The organism is Streptomyces coeruleoprunus (assembly GCF_039542925.1).
GTDB lineage: Bacteria > Actinomycetota > Actinomycetes > Streptomycetales > Streptomycetaceae > Streptomyces > Streptomyces coeruleoprunus.
In genome coordinates this window covers 6412503-6428483 of the sequence record NZ_BAABIT010000001.1, presented here as the reverse complement: position 1 = coordinate 6428483, position 15981 = coordinate 6412503, and the positions used below count along the sequence as shown (strand labels likewise).

Below are 15981 nucleotides of genomic sequence, written 5' to 3'. Positions count from 1 at the left end.
ACGATCCCCGGCTCTTCCCTTGTTCCGCCGGGGATTCCCCTGCTATCCATCCTCCATGACGGGATATTCACCGGACGCCACCGACTGGCGCATCCTGGAGGCCCTGCAGGACCAGGGCCGGGCGAGCTTCACCGAGCTGGCGCGTGCCGTGTCCATGTCGGCGAGCGCGGTCACGGAACGCGTGCGCAGGATGGAGGAGGCCGGGGTGATAGCCGGGTACACGGCGGTCGTCGAGCCGGAGCGCCTCGGACTGCCGATCATGGCTTTTGTCCGGTTGCGGTATCCGAACGGCAACTACAAGCCGTTCCACGATCTGCTGGACGCGACTCCGGAGATCCTGGAGGCGCACCACGTCACGGGCGACGACTGCTTCGTGCTGAAGGTCGCCGCCCGGTCGATGGGGCACCTGGAGGAGATTTCCGGAAAGGTGGGGACGCTGGGCTCGGTGACGACCAGCGTCGTCTACTCCTCTCCCCTGCCGCGCCGCCCGATCAGTCGCTGACTCCTGTCCCGGCGGTCCTGAGCCGGACCGTCGAACCGTCGCGGCCCTTGACGACCTCCAACTGGGCGGGGATACGGCGGCGCAGGTCGGCGACGTGGCTGACGATGCCGACGCTGCGGTCCCGTTCGCGCAGCGAGTCGAGGACGTCCAGCACCTCGTCCAGCGTCTGGTCGTCGAGGCTGCCGAACCCCTCGTCGATGAAGAGCGTGTCGAGGCGTACACCGCCGGCCTCGTCCGTGACGACGTCGGCGAGGCCCAGCGCCAGGGCGAGCGACGCGAAGAACGTCTCCCCGCCGGAGAGTGTGGCCGTGTCGCGTTCGCGCCCGGTCCACGCGTCGACGACGTGCAGACCGAGTCCGGCGCGCTTGCCACCGGCGCGGGCGTCGGAGTGGACGAGCGTGTAGCGGCCGGACGACATGCGCTGGAGCCGGGCCGTGGCCGCGGCGGCGACCTGTTCGAGGCGGGCGGCCAGGACGTACGACTCCAGGCGCATCCGCCGCTGGTTCTCGGCGGAGGTCCCGGCGGTCAGCGCGGCGAGCCGGGCAACCCGCTCGTACTCCGCGCGCAGCGGTCCCAGCCGCCGCACCTCGCCGACCGCCCGTTCGGACAACCGGTCGAGTTCCGCGCACCGCTCGCGGTGCGCGGCCAGCGCGGAGGCGGCGTCGCGGGCGTCGCGCTCGGCGGCGCGGTACCGGTCCAGCGCGGCCTCGGGGTCGGCGGGCGGGCGCTCGGCGGCGGCCCGCGTGCCGGGTTCGGCCAGCCGGTCGGCGACCGCGGCCGCCTCGGCCTGCCAGGCGTCGAGCCGGTGCTGGAGGTCCCGGTGCCGGTCGTCGCCCAGCAGTGCGGCGGCCGCTGCGGCCGGGGTGTCGAAGCCGGCCCGGAACGCGGCGTCGGCCAGCCGGTCGTCGGCCTCCTTGAGGCGCCGCGCGGTCGCCTCGACGGCGCGTACGGCGTCAGCGGCGGCGGACAGGGCGGCGATCCTGCGCTCCAGCAGCGAGGCGCGTTCGGCGACGGTGCCCGACGCGGGAGCCGCGCCGAGGCCGCCCGCGGCCGCGCCCCGGTCGTGCGCCTCGCCCAGGACGCGGGCCAGTTCCCCGTCCAGAACGGCCTGCTCCTGGTCGAGCGCTTCGCGCAGGGACGTGCGGGCGGCGGCACGCACCTCGGTCTGCCGCTGTACGGCGAGCCGGTCCTCGTACTCCCGCACGGCGCGGTCCAGCGCCTCGCGCGCGGCGTGGGCGTCGCCGGCCTGCCGGTGGGCCTCGGCGTGTTCCCGCTCCAGCCGCTCGACCTCCACGGCCAGGTCGGCCACGCCGGCCCGTCGGGTCATGCCGGCGTCATCGGCAGCGGACGCCACATGAGGCCCGGGCTTGTCCGGCCCCACGGCCCCCTGCGTGGCCCCGTCCGCCGCTTCCGCCTCCTCCACCCCTTCCGCCTCGGCGGCAGCGACCGTCAAGGCCTCGCGCGCCACGGCGAGTTCGCGTTCGGCCGCCGAGCGGGCCTCGTCGGCGCGCGTGTGGGCCTCGTACGCCGCGTCCTCCGTCGCGCGGTCGACGTGGCCGTCCGCGGCGCGTGCGGGGGCGGGGTGGGCGGCGGAGCCGCACACGGTGCACGGCGTGCCGTCGGTCAGTTCGGCGGCGAGTTCCGCCGCGATGCCGCGCAGGCGGCGCTCGCGCAGGTCGAGCCAGGTCTCGTGGGCGGTGTTGGCCCGTTCGCGGGCGGTGGCCAGCCGGGCCTCGGCGGCGTCGACGTCGTGGGCGTGCGCGTCGCGGCGCCGGGCCGCGGCCAGACGCCGGCGGGCGGGGGCGAGCCGGCCCCCCAGGTGCTCGGCGCGGGTGGCGGCCTCCTGGGCGGTGTCCACGCGGTCCTGGAGGGTGCGGCGCAGGCCGTCCCAGCCGGCGAGCCAGGCGGCCGCCTCGTCGAGGGTGTCGTCGTCGGCGCGGGCCTGCCGGTCGAGGTCGCGCCGCTCGCGGGCGATCTCGGCGCTGCGCCGCTCGGCGCGGCGGGCGGCGTCGAGGCCGCCGAGGTCCTGGCGGAGTGCCCGTTCGCGTTCGGTGAGGTGGTCGGCGCCCGCGTCGGCGAGTTCCGGCGGCAGGCCGGCGACGGCGTGCTGCCGGGCGGTGCGGGCGGCCCGGTGCTCCCGCTCGGCCTCGTCGCGCAGGTGCAGCGGCCCGGCGACCCGCTCGGCCTTGCGGGCCCGCTCCAGGCGCAGCTGCCAGGCGTCGCGCTCGTCGCGGCGCTGTTCCAGTTCGGCGGCGCGGCGCAGGGCGTCGGCGTGGCGCTGCTGGCGGGCGGCCAGCTCGCGTTCGTCGTCCAGGGCGCGCCGGGCCGCGGCGTGTCGGCTCTCGGCGGCCAGCAGGGCCAATTCGGCCACGTCGCGGGCCTCGCGGGCGCCGGAGCGGGCGACGGCGGCCCAGGTGAGGACGGATTCGGCGAGGCCGGGTTCGCCCGGTTCGCCGGCGGGTGCGGGCCAGTCGCCGGCGGTGTCCCCGGCGGCCTGCGCGATGCGGTGGGCGACGGCGAGGAGCCGCTGGTCGCCGTCCTTGACCTGCTGTTCGGCGGTGCGGCGCAGATCGGCGAGGCGTTCTTCGACGGCGGCGAAGCGGCGGGTGTCGAAGAGCCGGCCGAGGAGCTTGCCGCGCGCTTCGGCGTCGGCCCTCAGGAAGCGGGCGAAGTCGCCCTGCGGGAGGAGGACCACCTGGCAGAACTGCTCCCGGTTCATGCCGATGAGCTGGGTGATCTCCTCGCCGATCTCCTGGTGCGAGCGGCTGAGGGCCTTCCACTCGCCGGTCGCCGGGTCGTGCTCGCGCAGCCAGGACTGGGCCTTCTCCTTGGTGAAGCCCTGGCCGCGCTTCTTGGGGCGGAGCTGTTCGGGACGGCGGGTGATCTCCAGGCGGCGTCCGGCGACGGTGAGTTCGAGGACGACCTCGGTCAGGGTGCCGGGTGGAGTGTGGTCGCTGCGCAGCGAGGTGCCGGGGGACTGCCGGGCGCCGGGCACCGATCCGTACAGGGCGAAGCACACGGCGTCGAGGACGGAGGTCTTGCCGGCGCCGGTGGGGCCGTGGAGGAGGAAGAGCCCGGCGGTGGAGAGCGCGTCGAAATCCATCCGCTGGGCGGTGCCGAAGGGTCCGAAGCCGGTGATGTCGAGCCGGTGCAGCCTCATCGGGCGACCTCGCGCTCCCGTGCGGCCATGTCCGTGCGGACATCGGTGAGGGCGTCGTGCAGGGCGGCGCGCTCGTGGGGGTCGGGGGCGGCCCCGCCCCGTACGTGGGTCACGAAGTCCTCCGCGATCTGCTGGTCGGTGCGACCGCGCAGGCGCTCGGCGTAGGAGGGCCGGGCGTCGTCGTCCGTGCGGTCGGGGTCGAAGACGAGGCTGAGCGTGTGCGGGAAGCGCTTGGTGAGGCGGGCCATCGGTTCGGCGGGGCGGACGGCGTCCGTGAGGGTGGCCTCGACCCAGGAGTCCTCGTGGTGGTCGAGCGCCGGGTCGGTGAGGAGCTGGTCGAGCGGTCCGCGGATGCGGGCGAGGGTGCGGGGAACGGGGCAGTCGATCCGGCCGGCCGCGGCGATGCGCCCGTCCGGGCCGAGGTCGACGAGCCACATCGTCTTGCGGTGCCGCCACTCCGAGAAGGAGTACGCGAGGGGCGAGCCGGAGTAGCGCACGCGCTCGGTGAGGGTCTGGCTGCCGTGGAGGTGTCCGAGGGCGACGTAGTCCACGCCGTCGAAGATCCCGGCGGGTACGGCGGCGACGCCGCCCACGGTGATGTCGCGCTCGCTGTCGCTCGGTTCGCCGCCGGCGACGAAGGCGTGGGCGAGGACGACGGAGCGGGTGCCGGGCGGGCGCCCTGCGAGGTCGGCGCGGACGCGGTCCATGGCGGCGGCGAGCACGGCCTCGTGGCCTGCCTGCGCGGCGCCGAACCGCTCGCGTACCAGCGCCGGTTCCAGGTACGGCAGGCCGTAGACGGCCACGTCGCCGTGGGCGTCGGTGAGGACGACCGGCGTGCCGACGCCCGCCGGGTCGGTCCGCAGATGGATGCCGGCCCGACCGATCAGTCCGGCGCCGACGCCGAGGCGGCGCGCCGAGTCGTGGTTGCCGGAGATCATGACCGTGGGCACACCGGCCTCGGCGAGCCGGTGCAGGGCGTCGTCGAACAGCTCCACGGCGGCGAGCGGCGGCACCGCCCGGTCGTAGACGTCTCCTGCCACGAGCACCGCGTCCACCCGGTGCTCGCGCACGGTGGCGACGAGGTGGTCCAGGAACGCGGCCTGGGCCTCCAGGAGACCGACCCGGTGGAACGAGCGCCCCAGGTGCCAGTCGGACGTGTGCAGGAGTCTCATGATCCGTGAGCGTAGTGGCCGGGTCTGACAGCGAGGGGCGGTTCAGTCGTCCCCGTAGGCCTCGCCGCCGAGTTCCAGCGTGGCCGTGCCGGCCGTGGTATCGGCCAGCCAGGCGCGGAAGTTGTCGACGTCGGCGTCCGGCAGGCCGATCTCGATGCGCACGGCTTCGGCGTAACGCACGTCACGTACGGTGCGGCCGGTGGCGCGCAGGTCGTTCTGGAGCTTCCCGGCGCGCTGGTGGTCGACGGTGACCGTGGCGAGGCGGTAGCGCCGGCGGGTGAGGGTGCCGAGGGCGTCGAGCGCTTCGCCGACGACGCCGCCGTACGCGCGGATCAGGCCGCCGGCGCCGAGCTTGACGCCGCCGTAGTACCGCGTGACGACGGCGACGACGTACCGCATCTCGCGGCGCATGAGCATCTGGAGCATCGGGACGCCCGCGGTGCCGCCGGGCTCGCCGTCGTCGCTGGCCTTCTGCACGGCGGCGTCGGCGCCGATCACGTAGGCGTAGCAGTTGTGGGTGGCGGTGGGGTGTTCCCTGCGGATGCGTGCGACGAAGTCCTGCGCCTCCTGCTCGGTCGCGGCGGGGGCGAGCGCGCAGAGGAAGCGCGATCGGTTGATCTCGGTCTCGTGCACGCCCTCGCGGGCCACCGTCCGGTACTGCTCCTGCATCCCGCCACCCTAGTTGCTCGCGGCGCCGCCCTTCGGGGCGTCCCCCTGCGCGGCGTCCCGTTCGGCCTGGTCGGCGAGGCGGCGCATGGCGTCCTCCCAGGCGAGGGGGAGGTCGTCGGCGGTCGCCTGCCAGAAGGTGAAGGTGGAGCCGCGCATGGTCGGGCCGAGGCCCTTCATGATCGACCGGTGCGGCTCGGCGCGGGCGTAGGCGTAGAGGGCGTCGCGGTCCTGCCAGGCGGAGAGCGTGTAGAAGGTCCGCTTCAGGGGCCGCGCCACGAGGGATGCGCCGTAGGCGCCGGGGGCGGACGTGACCTGGCGCCATGCGGCGAGGGACTTCAGGAAGAAGCGCGGTACGTCCCGGAGGGAACGCACCTCGAACCGCGAGGCCATGACGTGGACGGTGGCGTGGGGCGGGGCGGGGTTGGGGGTGGTCCAGGGAAGCGTGGGCATGGTGGCCCTCCTCACAAATAGGTAGTGACGCTATCCATACATAGATAGTGCCACTATCCATCGCGCAGCGGAAGGGAATTACGACGCGGGAATGACGGGGACCCGCCAGGGGTTTCCGCAGCAGCGTCGACGGGAGACGTCGACCCGGTTCACAGGAGGCCCACGTGCAGAGCGAGACGGAGACCGCGGAGACCGGCGAGGCGGAGACGATCCGCCGGATCCTGACCGAGTCCGGGGACACCTGGGCCGTGGTGGGGCTGTCGGGCAACCGCTCCCGCGCGGCGTACGGCGTCGCCGCCCTCCTCCAGGAGTTCGGCAAGCGGATCGTTCCGGTGCACCCGAAGGCCGAGACGGTGCACGGCGAGCAGGGGTACGCCTCACTGGAGGACATCCCGTTCCCGGTCGACGTGGTGGACGTCTTCGTCAACAGCTCCCTCGCGGGAGGCATCGCGGACGAGGCCGTACGGGTCGGGGCGAAGGCCGTCTGGTTCCAGCTGGGCGTCGTGGACGAGGGAGCCTACGCGCGGACGCGCGCGGCGGGCCTGGACATGGTGATGGACCGCTGCCCGGCGATCGAGATCCCCCGGCTGCGCTGACGCCGAGGACATTCGGCCGACGGGGGGAGGGCACGGCCCTGCACCGGCGGGCACGGCCCTGCCCCGACCGCCGCCCCTGCCCGACCTCACGACCCCGCCCCGACGGCGGGGTCAGCGCACGGGCGGGACGGAGACCGCCATGGTCATCGCGACCGGCTCGTCCCCGTCGTTGCGGTACGCGTGCGGGACGTTGGACTCGAAGGTTGCCGACGCCCCCGCGGGCACCCGGTGCTCCACCCCGTCCACGACCAGGGTCAGCTCCCCCGCCGCGACGTGCAGCAGTTCCGTCGTGCCGTCGGGGTGGGCGTCGGACGCACTGGCGTCCCCCGGCATCAGGGTCCAGGACCACAGCTCCAGCGGACCCCGGGCCTCGGTGCCCACCAGCAGGGTGGTGTGGCTGCCGGCGGGCGTCGACCACATGCGGACCGCCTGATCGGCGGGGACGAGCCGCACCTGCGGCCCCTGCTCGTAGTCCAGCAGCGTGGTGATGGACACGCCGAGGGCGTCCGCGAGTTTGACCGTGGTGCCGACGCTCGGATTGGTCCTGGCCTGCTCGATCTGGATGATCATGCCGCGGCTCACCCCCGAGCGGGCGGCCAGCGCGTCGAGCGTGAAGCCCCGCTCGCCCCGCCACCGCTTGAGGTTCCGGGCCAGGGACTGGGTGAGCTGATCGAGGTCCGACACGGTTCCGTCCAATATCCTGGATGACACAGTTCAATGGACTGCACTACGGTGTGGTGCACCCCCTTGTTCACCGCACTGTACTGCGAGGCTTCCATGACAGCACTGTTCGCCCTGGCCACCGCCCTGCTGTGGGGGCTGGCCGACTTCGGTGGCGGGCTGCTCACCCGACGCGCGCCCGCGCTGACCGTGGTCGTCGCCTCGCAGACCATCGCCGTGGTGGTCCTCGGCGCCATCGTCGTGGCGACCGGAGCCTGGAGCGAGGCGGGGCCGCGCCTCTGGTTCGCGGTGGCCGCGGGAGCGGTGGGCCCGGTGGCCATGCTGGCCTTCTACAAGGCGCTGGCGCTGGGCCCGATGGGCGTGGTCTCGCCCCTCGCCTCGCTCGGCGTCGTCGTGCCGGTGGCGTGCGGGCTCCTGCTCGGCGAGCGGCCGGGGCTGGTCCAGTTCGCGGGCGTCGCGGTGGCCGTCGTGGGTGTGGTCCTGGCGGGCGGGCCCGAGCTGCGGGGCGCGCCGGTGCAGCGGCAGGCGGTCCTGCTCACGCTGGTGTCGGCGTTCGGTTTCGGCGGGGTGATGGCCCTGATCGCGGAGGCGTCGACGACCGTCACGGGGCTGTTCCTGGCGCTGTTCGTGCAGCGCGTCACGAACGTGGCGCTGGGCGGGGCGGCGCTGCTCGTCTCCGTACGCCGGGGCGGGCGCGCGCTGCCGGAGGACGGCGGCACGCGGGTGCTGTGGGCGGCGCTGCCGGCGCTGGCGTTCGTGGGGCTCGCGGACGTGGCCGCGAACGGCACGTACGCGATCGCGGCGCAGCACGGGCCCGTGGCCATCGCGGCGGTCCTGGCGAACCTGTACCCGGTCGTGACGGCGCTCGCGGCGCGCGGCGTGCTGAAGGAACGACTGCGCGCGGTGCAGGCGGCGGGGGCGGGGCTCGCGCTGGCGGGTTCGGTGCTGCTGGTGACGGGGTGACGGCGGGGGCGCGGTCCGCCGAGACCCGCGTACACCTCACGCGGCAGGTCAGTGCTGCCGCTCCCACTCCGCCAAGGCGGCCAGCTGGGCCGAGGTGACGTGGTCCGGGATGGGCACGGGGGCCGGGGTGCGCAGCGGGGGCTGCCACCCCTGGTCCGGGTCCCAGCGGCGTACGACGCGGGCCGGCGCACCGGCGACGACCGCGTGGTCGGGGACCTCGCCCCGTACGACGGCGCCCGCGGCGACCACGACGTTGCGGCCGAGGCGGGCGCCCGGCAGGATCACCGCCCCGGTGCCCAGCCAGCAGCCCGGGCCGATCTCGACGGGCGCCGAGCGCGGCCACTGGCGGCCGATCGGCTCGTGCGGGTCGTCGTAACTGTGGTTGGTCGACGTGATGTAGACGTACGGCCCGCAGAAGGTGTCCGCCCCGATCGTGACGGGCGCGTCCGCCACGACATGACTGCCGCGGCCGAGCACGACGCCGTTGCCGAGGGTCACCACCGGGTCGGGGCCCAGGTCGAGGCCGGGCAGCATGCCGGCGCTCAGCGTCACCTGCTCGGCGATGATGCAGCACTCACCCAGCTCGATCCACTGCTCCCCGAACACCGTGCCCTGCGGAAACGCCAGCTTCGTCCCGGCGCCGAGCCGGCGGAACCGCAGCGCCCCCGGGCGCTCCGCGGTGACCGCCCCGGTCTCCTGGACCCACCGCCGGCCGCGGTGGACGGCGCGGGTCAGGACTCGCCGCCGCCACGCCGTGAGCGATGAGAACACGTTTCCGTTTTTGGGCACCCGGACACCGTAATGGCCGGGCTCATCGCCGATCAGGGCGCGGCGCTGTGATGTTCGCCCCACCGTCGGCCGCCCGAACGGCGTCGCTTACGGTTCACCTGGCGCGACGACGAACCAGCAGGCATACGACCGGCAGGCACACGAGGAGCAGCGATGGCGGAACGGGCGTTGATCACCGGCGTGGGCGGCAAGGAGCCGCAGGTGGACGAGCGGGCCTTCACCGCGCCGACGTCCGTGGTGGTGGGCGAGGTGACGATGGCAGCGGGTTCGAGCGTCTGGTACCACGCCGTGCTGCGCGCCGACTGCGGCCCGATCGTCCTCGGCGCGGACAGCAACATCCAGGACAACTGCACGGTCCACGTCGACCCGGGCTTCCCCGTGACGGTCGGCGAGCGCGTCTCGGTCGGCCACAACGCCGTGCTGCACGGCTGCACCGTCGAGGACGACGTCCTGGTCGGCATGGGCGCGACGGTCCTCAACGGCGCCCACATCGGCGCCGGCTCGCTGATCGCCGCGCAAGCGCTCGTGCCGCAGGGGATGCGCGTCCCGCCCGGCTCCCTGGTCGCGGGGGTGCCCGCGAAGGTCAAGCGGGAGCTGACCGCCGAGGAGCGCGAGGGCATCAAGCTGAACGCCGAGATGTATCGGGAGCTGGCTCGCGCCCACCGCGAGGCCCACGACGGCTGACGCGTCCGGTACGCCCGCCGGCACACGGGCGGAACAGCGCGCGGCGCGCGAGCCGACCGGGCTCGCGCGCCGCGCGCAGAAGCGGGTGCCTCAGTCGCCGGAGGACGCCCCGGCGGTGACGGGCTCGCCGACGCCGTCACCGGAAGCGGCAGCCGTACGCGTACCGGCACCGGCAGTAGCACCGGCACCGTCGGCGTCCGCGGCCACGACGCCGTCCGCGGGCGCCGTCTCCTTGCGCTCCGCCGCCTTCTTCGCGCGGTTCTTGATGATCAGCATCGACGTGATGCCCACGACGACCGCGAGCACCAGGCCCAGCCACGAGAAGCGCTTCAGCCACGCCTCGGCGACGACGCCGACCGAGTAGATGACCGCCGTCGTGCCACCGGCCCAGAGGATGCCGCCGAAGACGTTGGCGATGAGGAACTTCCAGTACGGCATGCGCAGCACACCGGCGAGCGGGCCCGCGAAGATCCGCAGCAGCGCCACGAACCGGCCGAAGAAGACGGCCCACATGCCCCACTTCTCGAAGGACCGCTCCGCCAGCGCGATGTTGGCCTCGCTGAAGTGCTTGGGGAACTTCCCGCCCAGCCACGTCAGCAGCGGACGTCCGCCCCTGCGGCCGATGGCGTAGCCGATCGAGTCACCGATGATCGCGCCCGCGGTCGCGCACGCACCCAGGACGTACGGGTCGATCTCCCCGTGCTGGGAGGCGAGCAGCGCCGAGCTGACGAGGACGATCTCGCCGGGCAGGGGGATACCGAGGCTTTCCAGCCCGATCACCACACCCACCAGGATGTAGATGCTGACCGCGGGAACGGTCTCGAGCCACTCCTGGACGTGCAACGCCGGACCTCCGTATCGACGAGTGACCTCTGGGGGCAGGCAGCCTACCTGGTCACGGGGGAAACACCTCGGCTCGTGTGCCGAGGCCCAGATCACGGGAGGAGACGCGGAGAGGCACGGTCCGGTTGCCCCGGGGCCCGAAGCGGACGCCCGCGGAGGAGCGGACGCCCGGGGCCGAAGCCGACAGCCCCCGGCGGGCGAACACGACCGCCCCCGCACCCGAGCGGGGGTGCGAGGGCGGTTCGGCGCCTGCCCGGCGGGGGCGGAGATCAGGAGTTCGGACGCAGGGTCCAGGTGATGGTCATCTCGCCGGTCACCGCGCCGTCCTCACGGGTGATCGCGATGTGGACCGGGAACTCGGGGCGCTGTCCGGCGTCCAGCTCGGCGACGACCTCGTCCTTGGTGCGGCCCAGGGTCGCGGTCGCGGTGACCACGCCCATGGCGAGCTTCTTGTAGCCGATCTCGGCCTTGACGGCGAGGGGCACGGCGCGGCCCATCTGGTCGCCGAAGGCGCCGATGACGATGGCCCCGCTGGCGGACTCGCCGAGCGTGAACATCGCGCCCGCGTGCGGGCCCCCGACGTGGTTGTGGAAGTCCTTCTGGTCGGGGAGGCGCAGGACGGCGCGCTCGGCCGTCGCCTCGACGACCTCCAGGTTCAGGGTCTTGGCCATGGGAACGGTGGCCAGCAGCATCTCGCCGATGTTCGGCAGGGTGTCGGACATGCCCTGAAGTTACCAGGCAGTAGCTAAGCCGGGAACCCTCCCGCCAGGGGCGGGCGTGGCACCCGGCACACCTCCCCTCTATGGTTACTGGCCATGTGGCCAGGACAGCAGCCGCCCGGGGGCGAGCAGAACCCGCAGGACCAGAACCCGCAGCAGAACCCGTACCAGCAGCCGGGTTATCCGCAGCAGCCGAATCCCTATCAGCAGCCGGGCTATCCGCAGCAGCAACAGCCCGGTTACCAGCAGCCGGGGTACGGACAGCCCAACCCGTACCAGCAGCCGACCGTTCCGCAGTACGCCGTGCCCACCCCTCCGGGCGCGCCCGTGCCGTCGAACGGCTCCGACAAGAAGACGACGACCGTCGTGGCGATCGCCGCCGCCGTTGTCGTGCTGGCGGCCGCCGGTGTGACGGGCTATCTGGTCCTGGGCGAGGACGAGAAGGAGCCGGTCGCGGGCGGCAGCGCCTCGCCGAGCGCGTCCGCGCCGGCGTCACCCACTGCCGCCGCGCCGACCCCGTCGCCGGCGGACAACCCGCGCAACGGGGCGAACGCGCAGCCGACCATCCCCGGCTGGAAGGTCGTCTACAACCCCAAGCGCGGCACCATGTTCGACATCCCGCCGGACTGGGAGGCCCTCGGCTCGGGCATGAGCATCGGCTTCGAGGACGAGAAGGCGGGCGACGGCTCCCCGGCGGTCACCATGTCGGCGCCCGGCCGCTACAAGAGCGAGTGGTGCACCCTCGACGCCGACAAGAACGGCACGCCCGAGAAGTACAGCCTCGCCTCGGCGGGCACGAAGGGCGGCCAGGGCGCCAAGGACACCTCCGAGGCCGCGTACAACGAGGCGGGCAGCTGGGTCTGGGCGGGCTACGCGCAGACCGAGCCCAAGGGCACCATCAAGATCACCAAGGCGGTCCCCTACACCACCAAGTCCGGCCTGAGCGGACACATGTCGACGGCCACCGCCCTCGGCACGAAGAAGGAGAACAAGTGCGACACGGACGGCAAGTCCATCGCGTTCTCCTTCAAGAACTCCAAGGGCGACTTCGTGAGCTGGGTCCTGTACGCCAACACGGGCATCCCGGACGAGCTGTCCAACGAGAAGATCCAGCAGATCCTGAGCACGGTCCGGCTGGCCGAGGGCTCCTGAGCCGCTTTCCCGTCCTCCGGTAAATCGGCTGGCGGCGGGGGCCCGCACCCGGGATAGTCCACCGGTGTGAGTACCCCCGCCGCGCCCGCCGCAACGCCCCGCCCCCGCCGCCGTCCCGAGTGGGCGGGGCGCAACTACGTCCTGCTGACCGCCGCGGCGGTCGTCACCAATCTGGGCACGCACGGCGCGCTCATCGCGGCCGCGTTCGCGGTGCTGGAGTCGGGCGGCGACGGCGGTGACGTCGGCCTGGTCGCCGCGGCCCGTACCCTGCCGCTGGTCCTCTTCCTCCTCATCGGCGGCGCGATCGCCGACCGGCTGCCCCGGCACCGCGTGATGGTCGCCGCCAACGCGCTCAACTGCGTCTCGCAGGCCGTCTTCGCCGTCCTCGTGCTCTCCGGGCAGGCCCAGCTGTGGCAGATGATGCTGCTGACCGCGCTGTGCGGCACGGGTCAGGCGTTCTTCAACCCGGCCGCCGAGGGCATGCTGATGTCCAGCGTCAGCGGCGAGCAGGCGAGCCGCGCCTTCGCCCTGTTCCGTATGGCCATGAACGGCGCCGGCATCGGCGGCGCGGCGCTCGGCGGCGCCCTCATCGCCTCCTTCGGCCCCGGCTGGGTCCTCGCCATCGACGCGGTGGCCTTCGCCGTGGCGGGCGCGCTGCGCGCGTTCCTCGACGTCGGCCACATCCGCGAGCGCGAGCCCGGCGGCGGGCTGCTGGCCGATCTGCGGGAGGGCTGGCGGGAGTTCGTCGGGCGTCCCTGGCTGTGGTCGATCGTGGCCCAGTTCTCCGTCGTCGTCGCCGTGGTCGGCGCGACCGAGTCGGTGTACGGACCGCTGGTCGCCCGGGACCATCTGGGCGGGGCCCGGCCCTGGGGCATCGCGCTGGCCGCCTTCGGCGTGGGCACCATCGGCGGCGCCCTGCTGATGATGCGCTGGAAGCCGCGGCGGATGCTGCTGGTCGGCACGCTGTGCGTGTTCCCATTGGCGCTGCCGGCGTCGGCGCTGGCCGTGCCGCTGTCGGTGACCGGTCTGGTGACGGCGATGTTCGTGTGCGGCGTCGCGCTGGAGGTGTTCGGCGTGGCCTGGATGACCGCGCTGCACCAGGAGATACCGGAGGACAAGCTGTCCCGGGTCTCGGCGTACGACTGGTTCGGCTCGACGGCGATGCTGCCGCTGTCGACGGCGCTGGCCGGGCCCGCGGAGAGCCTGTTCGGCCGCTCGCAGGCGCTGTGGGGGTGCGCGGCGCTCATCGTGATCGTGACGGCGCTGGTTTTGCTGGTGCCGGATGTACGGAACCTGACGCGGCGTACGAAGGAGGTCGTCGCGGCGGGCCCGCCGGACGCGCCGCAGGCGCCCACCGCCGGAACTTCCCCGGAGACGCCCGCCGCGTCCGGGGCGGCCCCGGCCTCAGCCGATGCCGAAGGCGCCGCCGGGCGGCTCGGGTGACGCCACGGCGTCCACGTCCCGTACCACCGCCGCGTCACCCGTGAACCGGGCGAGCGCGGCCCCGTGCTCCACCCGCGCCGGGAACGCGTCCGCCGCCGTCCGGCGGGCCAGCCCGGCGGTGTCGACGGGCGCGTGCGAGGCGACGAGCACGACGTTGCCGAACCGCCGGCCCCGCAGCACCGCGGGCTCGGCGATCAGCGCGATCTCCTCGAACACGGCCGCGAAGGTGGTCAACTGCGGCCGCAGGAAAGCGAACGGGGCCCCGTCGGCGAGGTTCGCCGCGTAGCAGCCGCCCTGCCGCAGTACCCGCTCGACCTCCCGCGCGTACTCGACGGAGGTCAGGTGCGCCGGCACCCGTGAGCCGCCGAAGACATCCCCGATCACCAGGTCCGCCGACCCCGTGGGCGCCGCCTCCAGCCACTGCCGGGCATCGGCGCCGTGCACGGTGATCCCGGCGCCCTCCGGCAGCGGAAGGTGTTCCTCGACCAGCGCGAGGAGCCCGAGGTCCGCCTCCGCCACGTGCTGGCGGGAGCCCGGCCGGGTCGCCGCGATGTACCGGGGCAGGGTGAGCGCGCCGCCGCCGAGGTGGACGACGTCGAGCGGGGCGCCCTCGTCGCCGACCCGGTCCACGACATGGGCGAGCCGGCGGGCGTACTCGAACTCCAGGTGCGTCGGCTCGTCGAGGTCGACGTACGACTGGGGTGCGCCGTCGACGGTCAGCAGCCAGGCCCTGTCCCGGTCCACGTCCGGCATGAGCTTGGCGGTGCCGCCGTCGACGGCGCGGAGGACGGGGATGGGCTCGTTCACCGTCCCATTGTCCCAGCGCTCACGGAACCCCGGTCACGGAGCCCGTCACGGAGCCCCTGTCACGGAACGCGTTCACAGCACCTCCGTCACCGTGCCCGCGCCCACCGTGCGGCCGCCCTCGCGGATCGCGAAGCCGAGCCCCGCCTCAAGCGGTACGTCACGGCCCAGGGTCACGGTCATGGTGACCGTCTCCCCCGGCCGCACCACGGCCGCCTCCCCCAGGTCGACGTCCCCGACCACGTCCGCCGTACGGATGTAGAACTGCGGCCGATACCCCGTCGACACCGGCGTGGCGCGGCCGCCCTCGCGCTGCGCCAACACGTACACCTGCGCCGTGAACCGGCGGCGCGGCCGCACGCTGCCGGGCTCCGCGACGACGTGCCCCCGCCGGACCGCGTCGCGCGGCACCCCACGGAGCAGCAGCGCCACGTTGTCGCCGGCCTGGGCGGACTCCATGGGCTTGCCGAAGGTCTCCAGACCCGTGACGACGGTCTCCGTCCCGGCGCCGAGCACCTGCACCCGGTCCCCGACCCGTACCGTGCCGCGCTCGACGGCCCCGGTGACGACCGTCCCGCGTCCGGTGATCGTCAGGACGTTCTCCACCGGCATCAGGAACGGCGCCTCCACGTAGCGCACGGGCATGGGCACATACGTGTCCACCGCGTCGAGCAGCGCCTCGACGGCGCCGGTCCAGCGCGGGTCGCCCTCCAGGGCCTTCAGCCCGGAGACCCGGACGACGGGGACGGAGTCGCCGCCGTAACCGTGCGCGGTGAGCAGCTCGCGCACCTCCAGCTCGACCAGGTCGGTCAGCTCGTCGTCGCCCGCGTCCGCCTTGTTGAGGGCGACGACGATGTGGTCGACCCCGACCTGGCGGGCGAGCAGCACGTGCTCGGCGGTCTGCGGCATGATGCCGTCCAGCGCGGAGACGACGAGGATCGCCCCGTCGAGCTGCGCGGCGCCGGTGACCATGTTCTTCACGTAGTCGGCGTGGCCCGGCATGTCGACGTGGGCGTAGTGCCGGGTGTCGGTCTCGTACTCGACGTGCGCGATGTTGATGGTGATGCCGCGGCGGGCCTCCTCCGGGGCCCGGTCGATGCGGTCGAACGGGACGAAGGTGCCGGTGCCGCGCTCGCTGAGGACCTTGGTGATGGCGGCGGTGAGGGTGGTCTTGCCGTGGTCGACGTGGCCCATGGTGCCGATGTTGAGGTGCGGCTTGGTCCGCACGTATGCCGTCTTGGACATGGCTGAGCTGGTTCCTTCCGGAACTCGAAGCGTGAGTGGGACCCCTCGGCCTCGCCGACCCTCCCCCTGCGGGGTCCGCCGGACGATCGATCCGGGAAGGGTCAGCTTC

The 15981-nt window shown here is 73.7% G+C and carries 16 protein-coding genes; 6 read left to right on the top strand and 10 right to left on the bottom strand.

The genetic code is table 11. From position 1 onward, the window contains the following. Positions 1 to 55 precede the first annotated feature (55 nt). Positions 56 to 502 carry an Lrp/AsnC family transcriptional regulator gene (locus tag ABEB09_RS28860; RefSeq protein WP_345692838.1) on the top strand — a complete coding sequence of 149 codons (447 nt, stop codon included), beginning with the start codon at positions 56 to 58 and terminating at the stop codon, positions 500 to 502. Here the strand turns inward: ABEB09_RS28860 and ABEB09_RS28855 are convergent. The 4 genes from ABEB09_RS28855 to ABEB09_RS28840 are packed head-to-tail and all read right to left on the bottom strand — an operon-like array spanning position 492 to position 5953. Beyond that, positions 492 to 3662 (bottom strand): AAA family ATPase, encoded by a 3171-nt coding sequence (locus tag ABEB09_RS28855; protein ID WP_345692837.1) that lies wholly within the window; start codon positions 3660 to 3662, stop codon positions 492 to 494. The genes ABEB09_RS28860 and ABEB09_RS28855 overlap by 11 nt on opposite strands. Continuing rightward, positions 3659 to 4834: an exonuclease SbcCD subunit D gene (locus ABEB09_RS28850; RefSeq protein WP_345692836.1), complete on the bottom strand. Its 1176-nt coding sequence runs from the start codon at positions 4832 to 4834 to the stop codon at positions 3659 to 3661. Before ABEB09_RS28850 ends, ABEB09_RS28855 begins: the two co-directional genes overlap by 4 nt. 42 nt (positions 4835 to 4876) lie before the next feature. Then, positions 4877 to 5503: a YigZ family protein gene (locus ABEB09_RS28845; RefSeq protein WP_345692835.1), complete on the bottom strand. Its 627-nt coding sequence runs from the start codon at positions 5501 to 5503 to the stop codon at positions 4877 to 4879. A gap of 9 nt (positions 5504 to 5512) precedes the next feature. Continuing rightward, positions 5513 to 5953, bottom strand: a complete 441-nt coding sequence (locus ABEB09_RS28840; RefSeq protein ID WP_345692834.1) for a DUF3291 domain-containing protein — start codon at positions 5951 to 5953, stop codon at positions 5513 to 5515. A 164-nt stretch (positions 5954 to 6117) separates the two neighbouring features. On the opposite strand from ABEB09_RS28840, the gene ABEB09_RS28835 reads away from it, so the two are divergent. After that, on the top strand, positions 6118 to 6549 hold the full coding sequence (locus tag ABEB09_RS28835) for a CoA-binding protein (RefSeq protein WP_345692833.1): 432 nt from the start codon (positions 6118 to 6120) through the stop codon (positions 6547 to 6549). Between the two features lie 111 nt (positions 6550 to 6660). On the opposite strand, the gene ABEB09_RS28830 is transcribed toward ABEB09_RS28835, so the two are convergent. Further along, positions 6661 to 7233 (bottom strand): helix-turn-helix domain-containing protein, encoded by a 573-nt coding sequence (locus ABEB09_RS28830; protein ID WP_345692832.1) that lies wholly within the window; start codon positions 7231 to 7233, stop codon positions 6661 to 6663. Positions 7234 to 7326: 93 nt separating this feature from the next. Between ABEB09_RS28830 and ABEB09_RS28825 the strand changes: the two genes are divergently transcribed. Next, on the top strand, positions 7327 to 8193 hold the full coding sequence (locus tag ABEB09_RS28825; RefSeq protein WP_345692831.1) for an EamA family transporter: 867 nt from the start codon (positions 7327 to 7329) through the stop codon (positions 8191 to 8193). A gap of 48 nt (positions 8194 to 8241) precedes the next feature. Here the strand turns inward: ABEB09_RS28825 and ABEB09_RS28820 are convergent, their stop codons facing one another. Beyond that, positions 8242 to 8982, bottom strand: a complete 741-nt coding sequence (locus ABEB09_RS28820; RefSeq protein WP_345692830.1) for an acyltransferase — start codon at positions 8980 to 8982, stop codon at positions 8242 to 8244. 153 nt (positions 8983 to 9135) lie between these two features. On the opposite strand from ABEB09_RS28820, the gene ABEB09_RS28815 reads away from it, so the two are divergent. Beyond that, positions 9136 to 9666, top strand: coding sequence for a gamma carbonic anhydrase family protein (locus tag ABEB09_RS28815; protein ID WP_345692829.1), 531 nt, complete (start codon positions 9136 to 9138; stop codon positions 9664 to 9666). A gap of 90 nt (positions 9667 to 9756) precedes the next feature. Here ABEB09_RS28815 and ABEB09_RS28810 read toward each other — a convergent pair whose 3' ends face one another. Continuing rightward, entirely contained in the window at positions 9757 to 10509 is a 753-nt protein-coding gene (locus tag ABEB09_RS28810) for a DedA family protein (RefSeq protein WP_345692828.1), read from the bottom strand. A 269-nt stretch (positions 10510 to 10778) separates the two neighbouring features. Then, positions 10779 to 11231 carry a DUF4442 domain-containing protein gene (locus ABEB09_RS28805; RefSeq protein WP_345692827.1) on the bottom strand — a complete coding sequence of 151 codons (453 nt, stop codon included), beginning with the start codon at positions 11229 to 11231 and terminating at the stop codon, positions 10779 to 10781. Between the two features lie 93 nt (positions 11232 to 11324). Between ABEB09_RS28805 and ABEB09_RS28800 the strand changes: the two genes are divergently transcribed. Both ABEB09_RS28800 and ABEB09_RS28795 read left to right on the top strand, forming a co-directional pair. Then, entirely contained in the window at positions 11325 to 12380 is a 1056-nt protein-coding gene (locus tag ABEB09_RS28800) for a DUF8017 domain-containing protein (RefSeq protein ID WP_345692826.1), read from the top strand. A gap of 66 nt (positions 12381 to 12446) precedes the next feature. After that, positions 12447 to 13823: an MFS transporter gene (locus ABEB09_RS28795; protein ID WP_345692825.1), complete on the top strand. Its 1377-nt coding sequence runs from the start codon at positions 12447 to 12449 to the stop codon at positions 13821 to 13823. Here ABEB09_RS28795 and ABEB09_RS28790 read toward each other — a convergent pair. Further along, positions 13785 to 14630, bottom strand: a complete 846-nt coding sequence (locus tag ABEB09_RS28790; protein WP_345692824.1) for a spermidine synthase — start codon at positions 14628 to 14630, stop codon at positions 13785 to 13787. The genes ABEB09_RS28795 and ABEB09_RS28790 overlap by 39 nt on opposite strands. A gap of 72 nt (positions 14631 to 14702) precedes the next feature. Then, complete coding sequence (tuf, locus tag ABEB09_RS28785; protein ID WP_345692823.1) at positions 14703 to 15872, bottom strand: elongation factor Tu; 1170 nt, start codon at positions 15870 to 15872, stop codon at positions 14703 to 14705. Between the last annotated feature and the right edge of the window lie 109 nt (positions 15873 to 15981).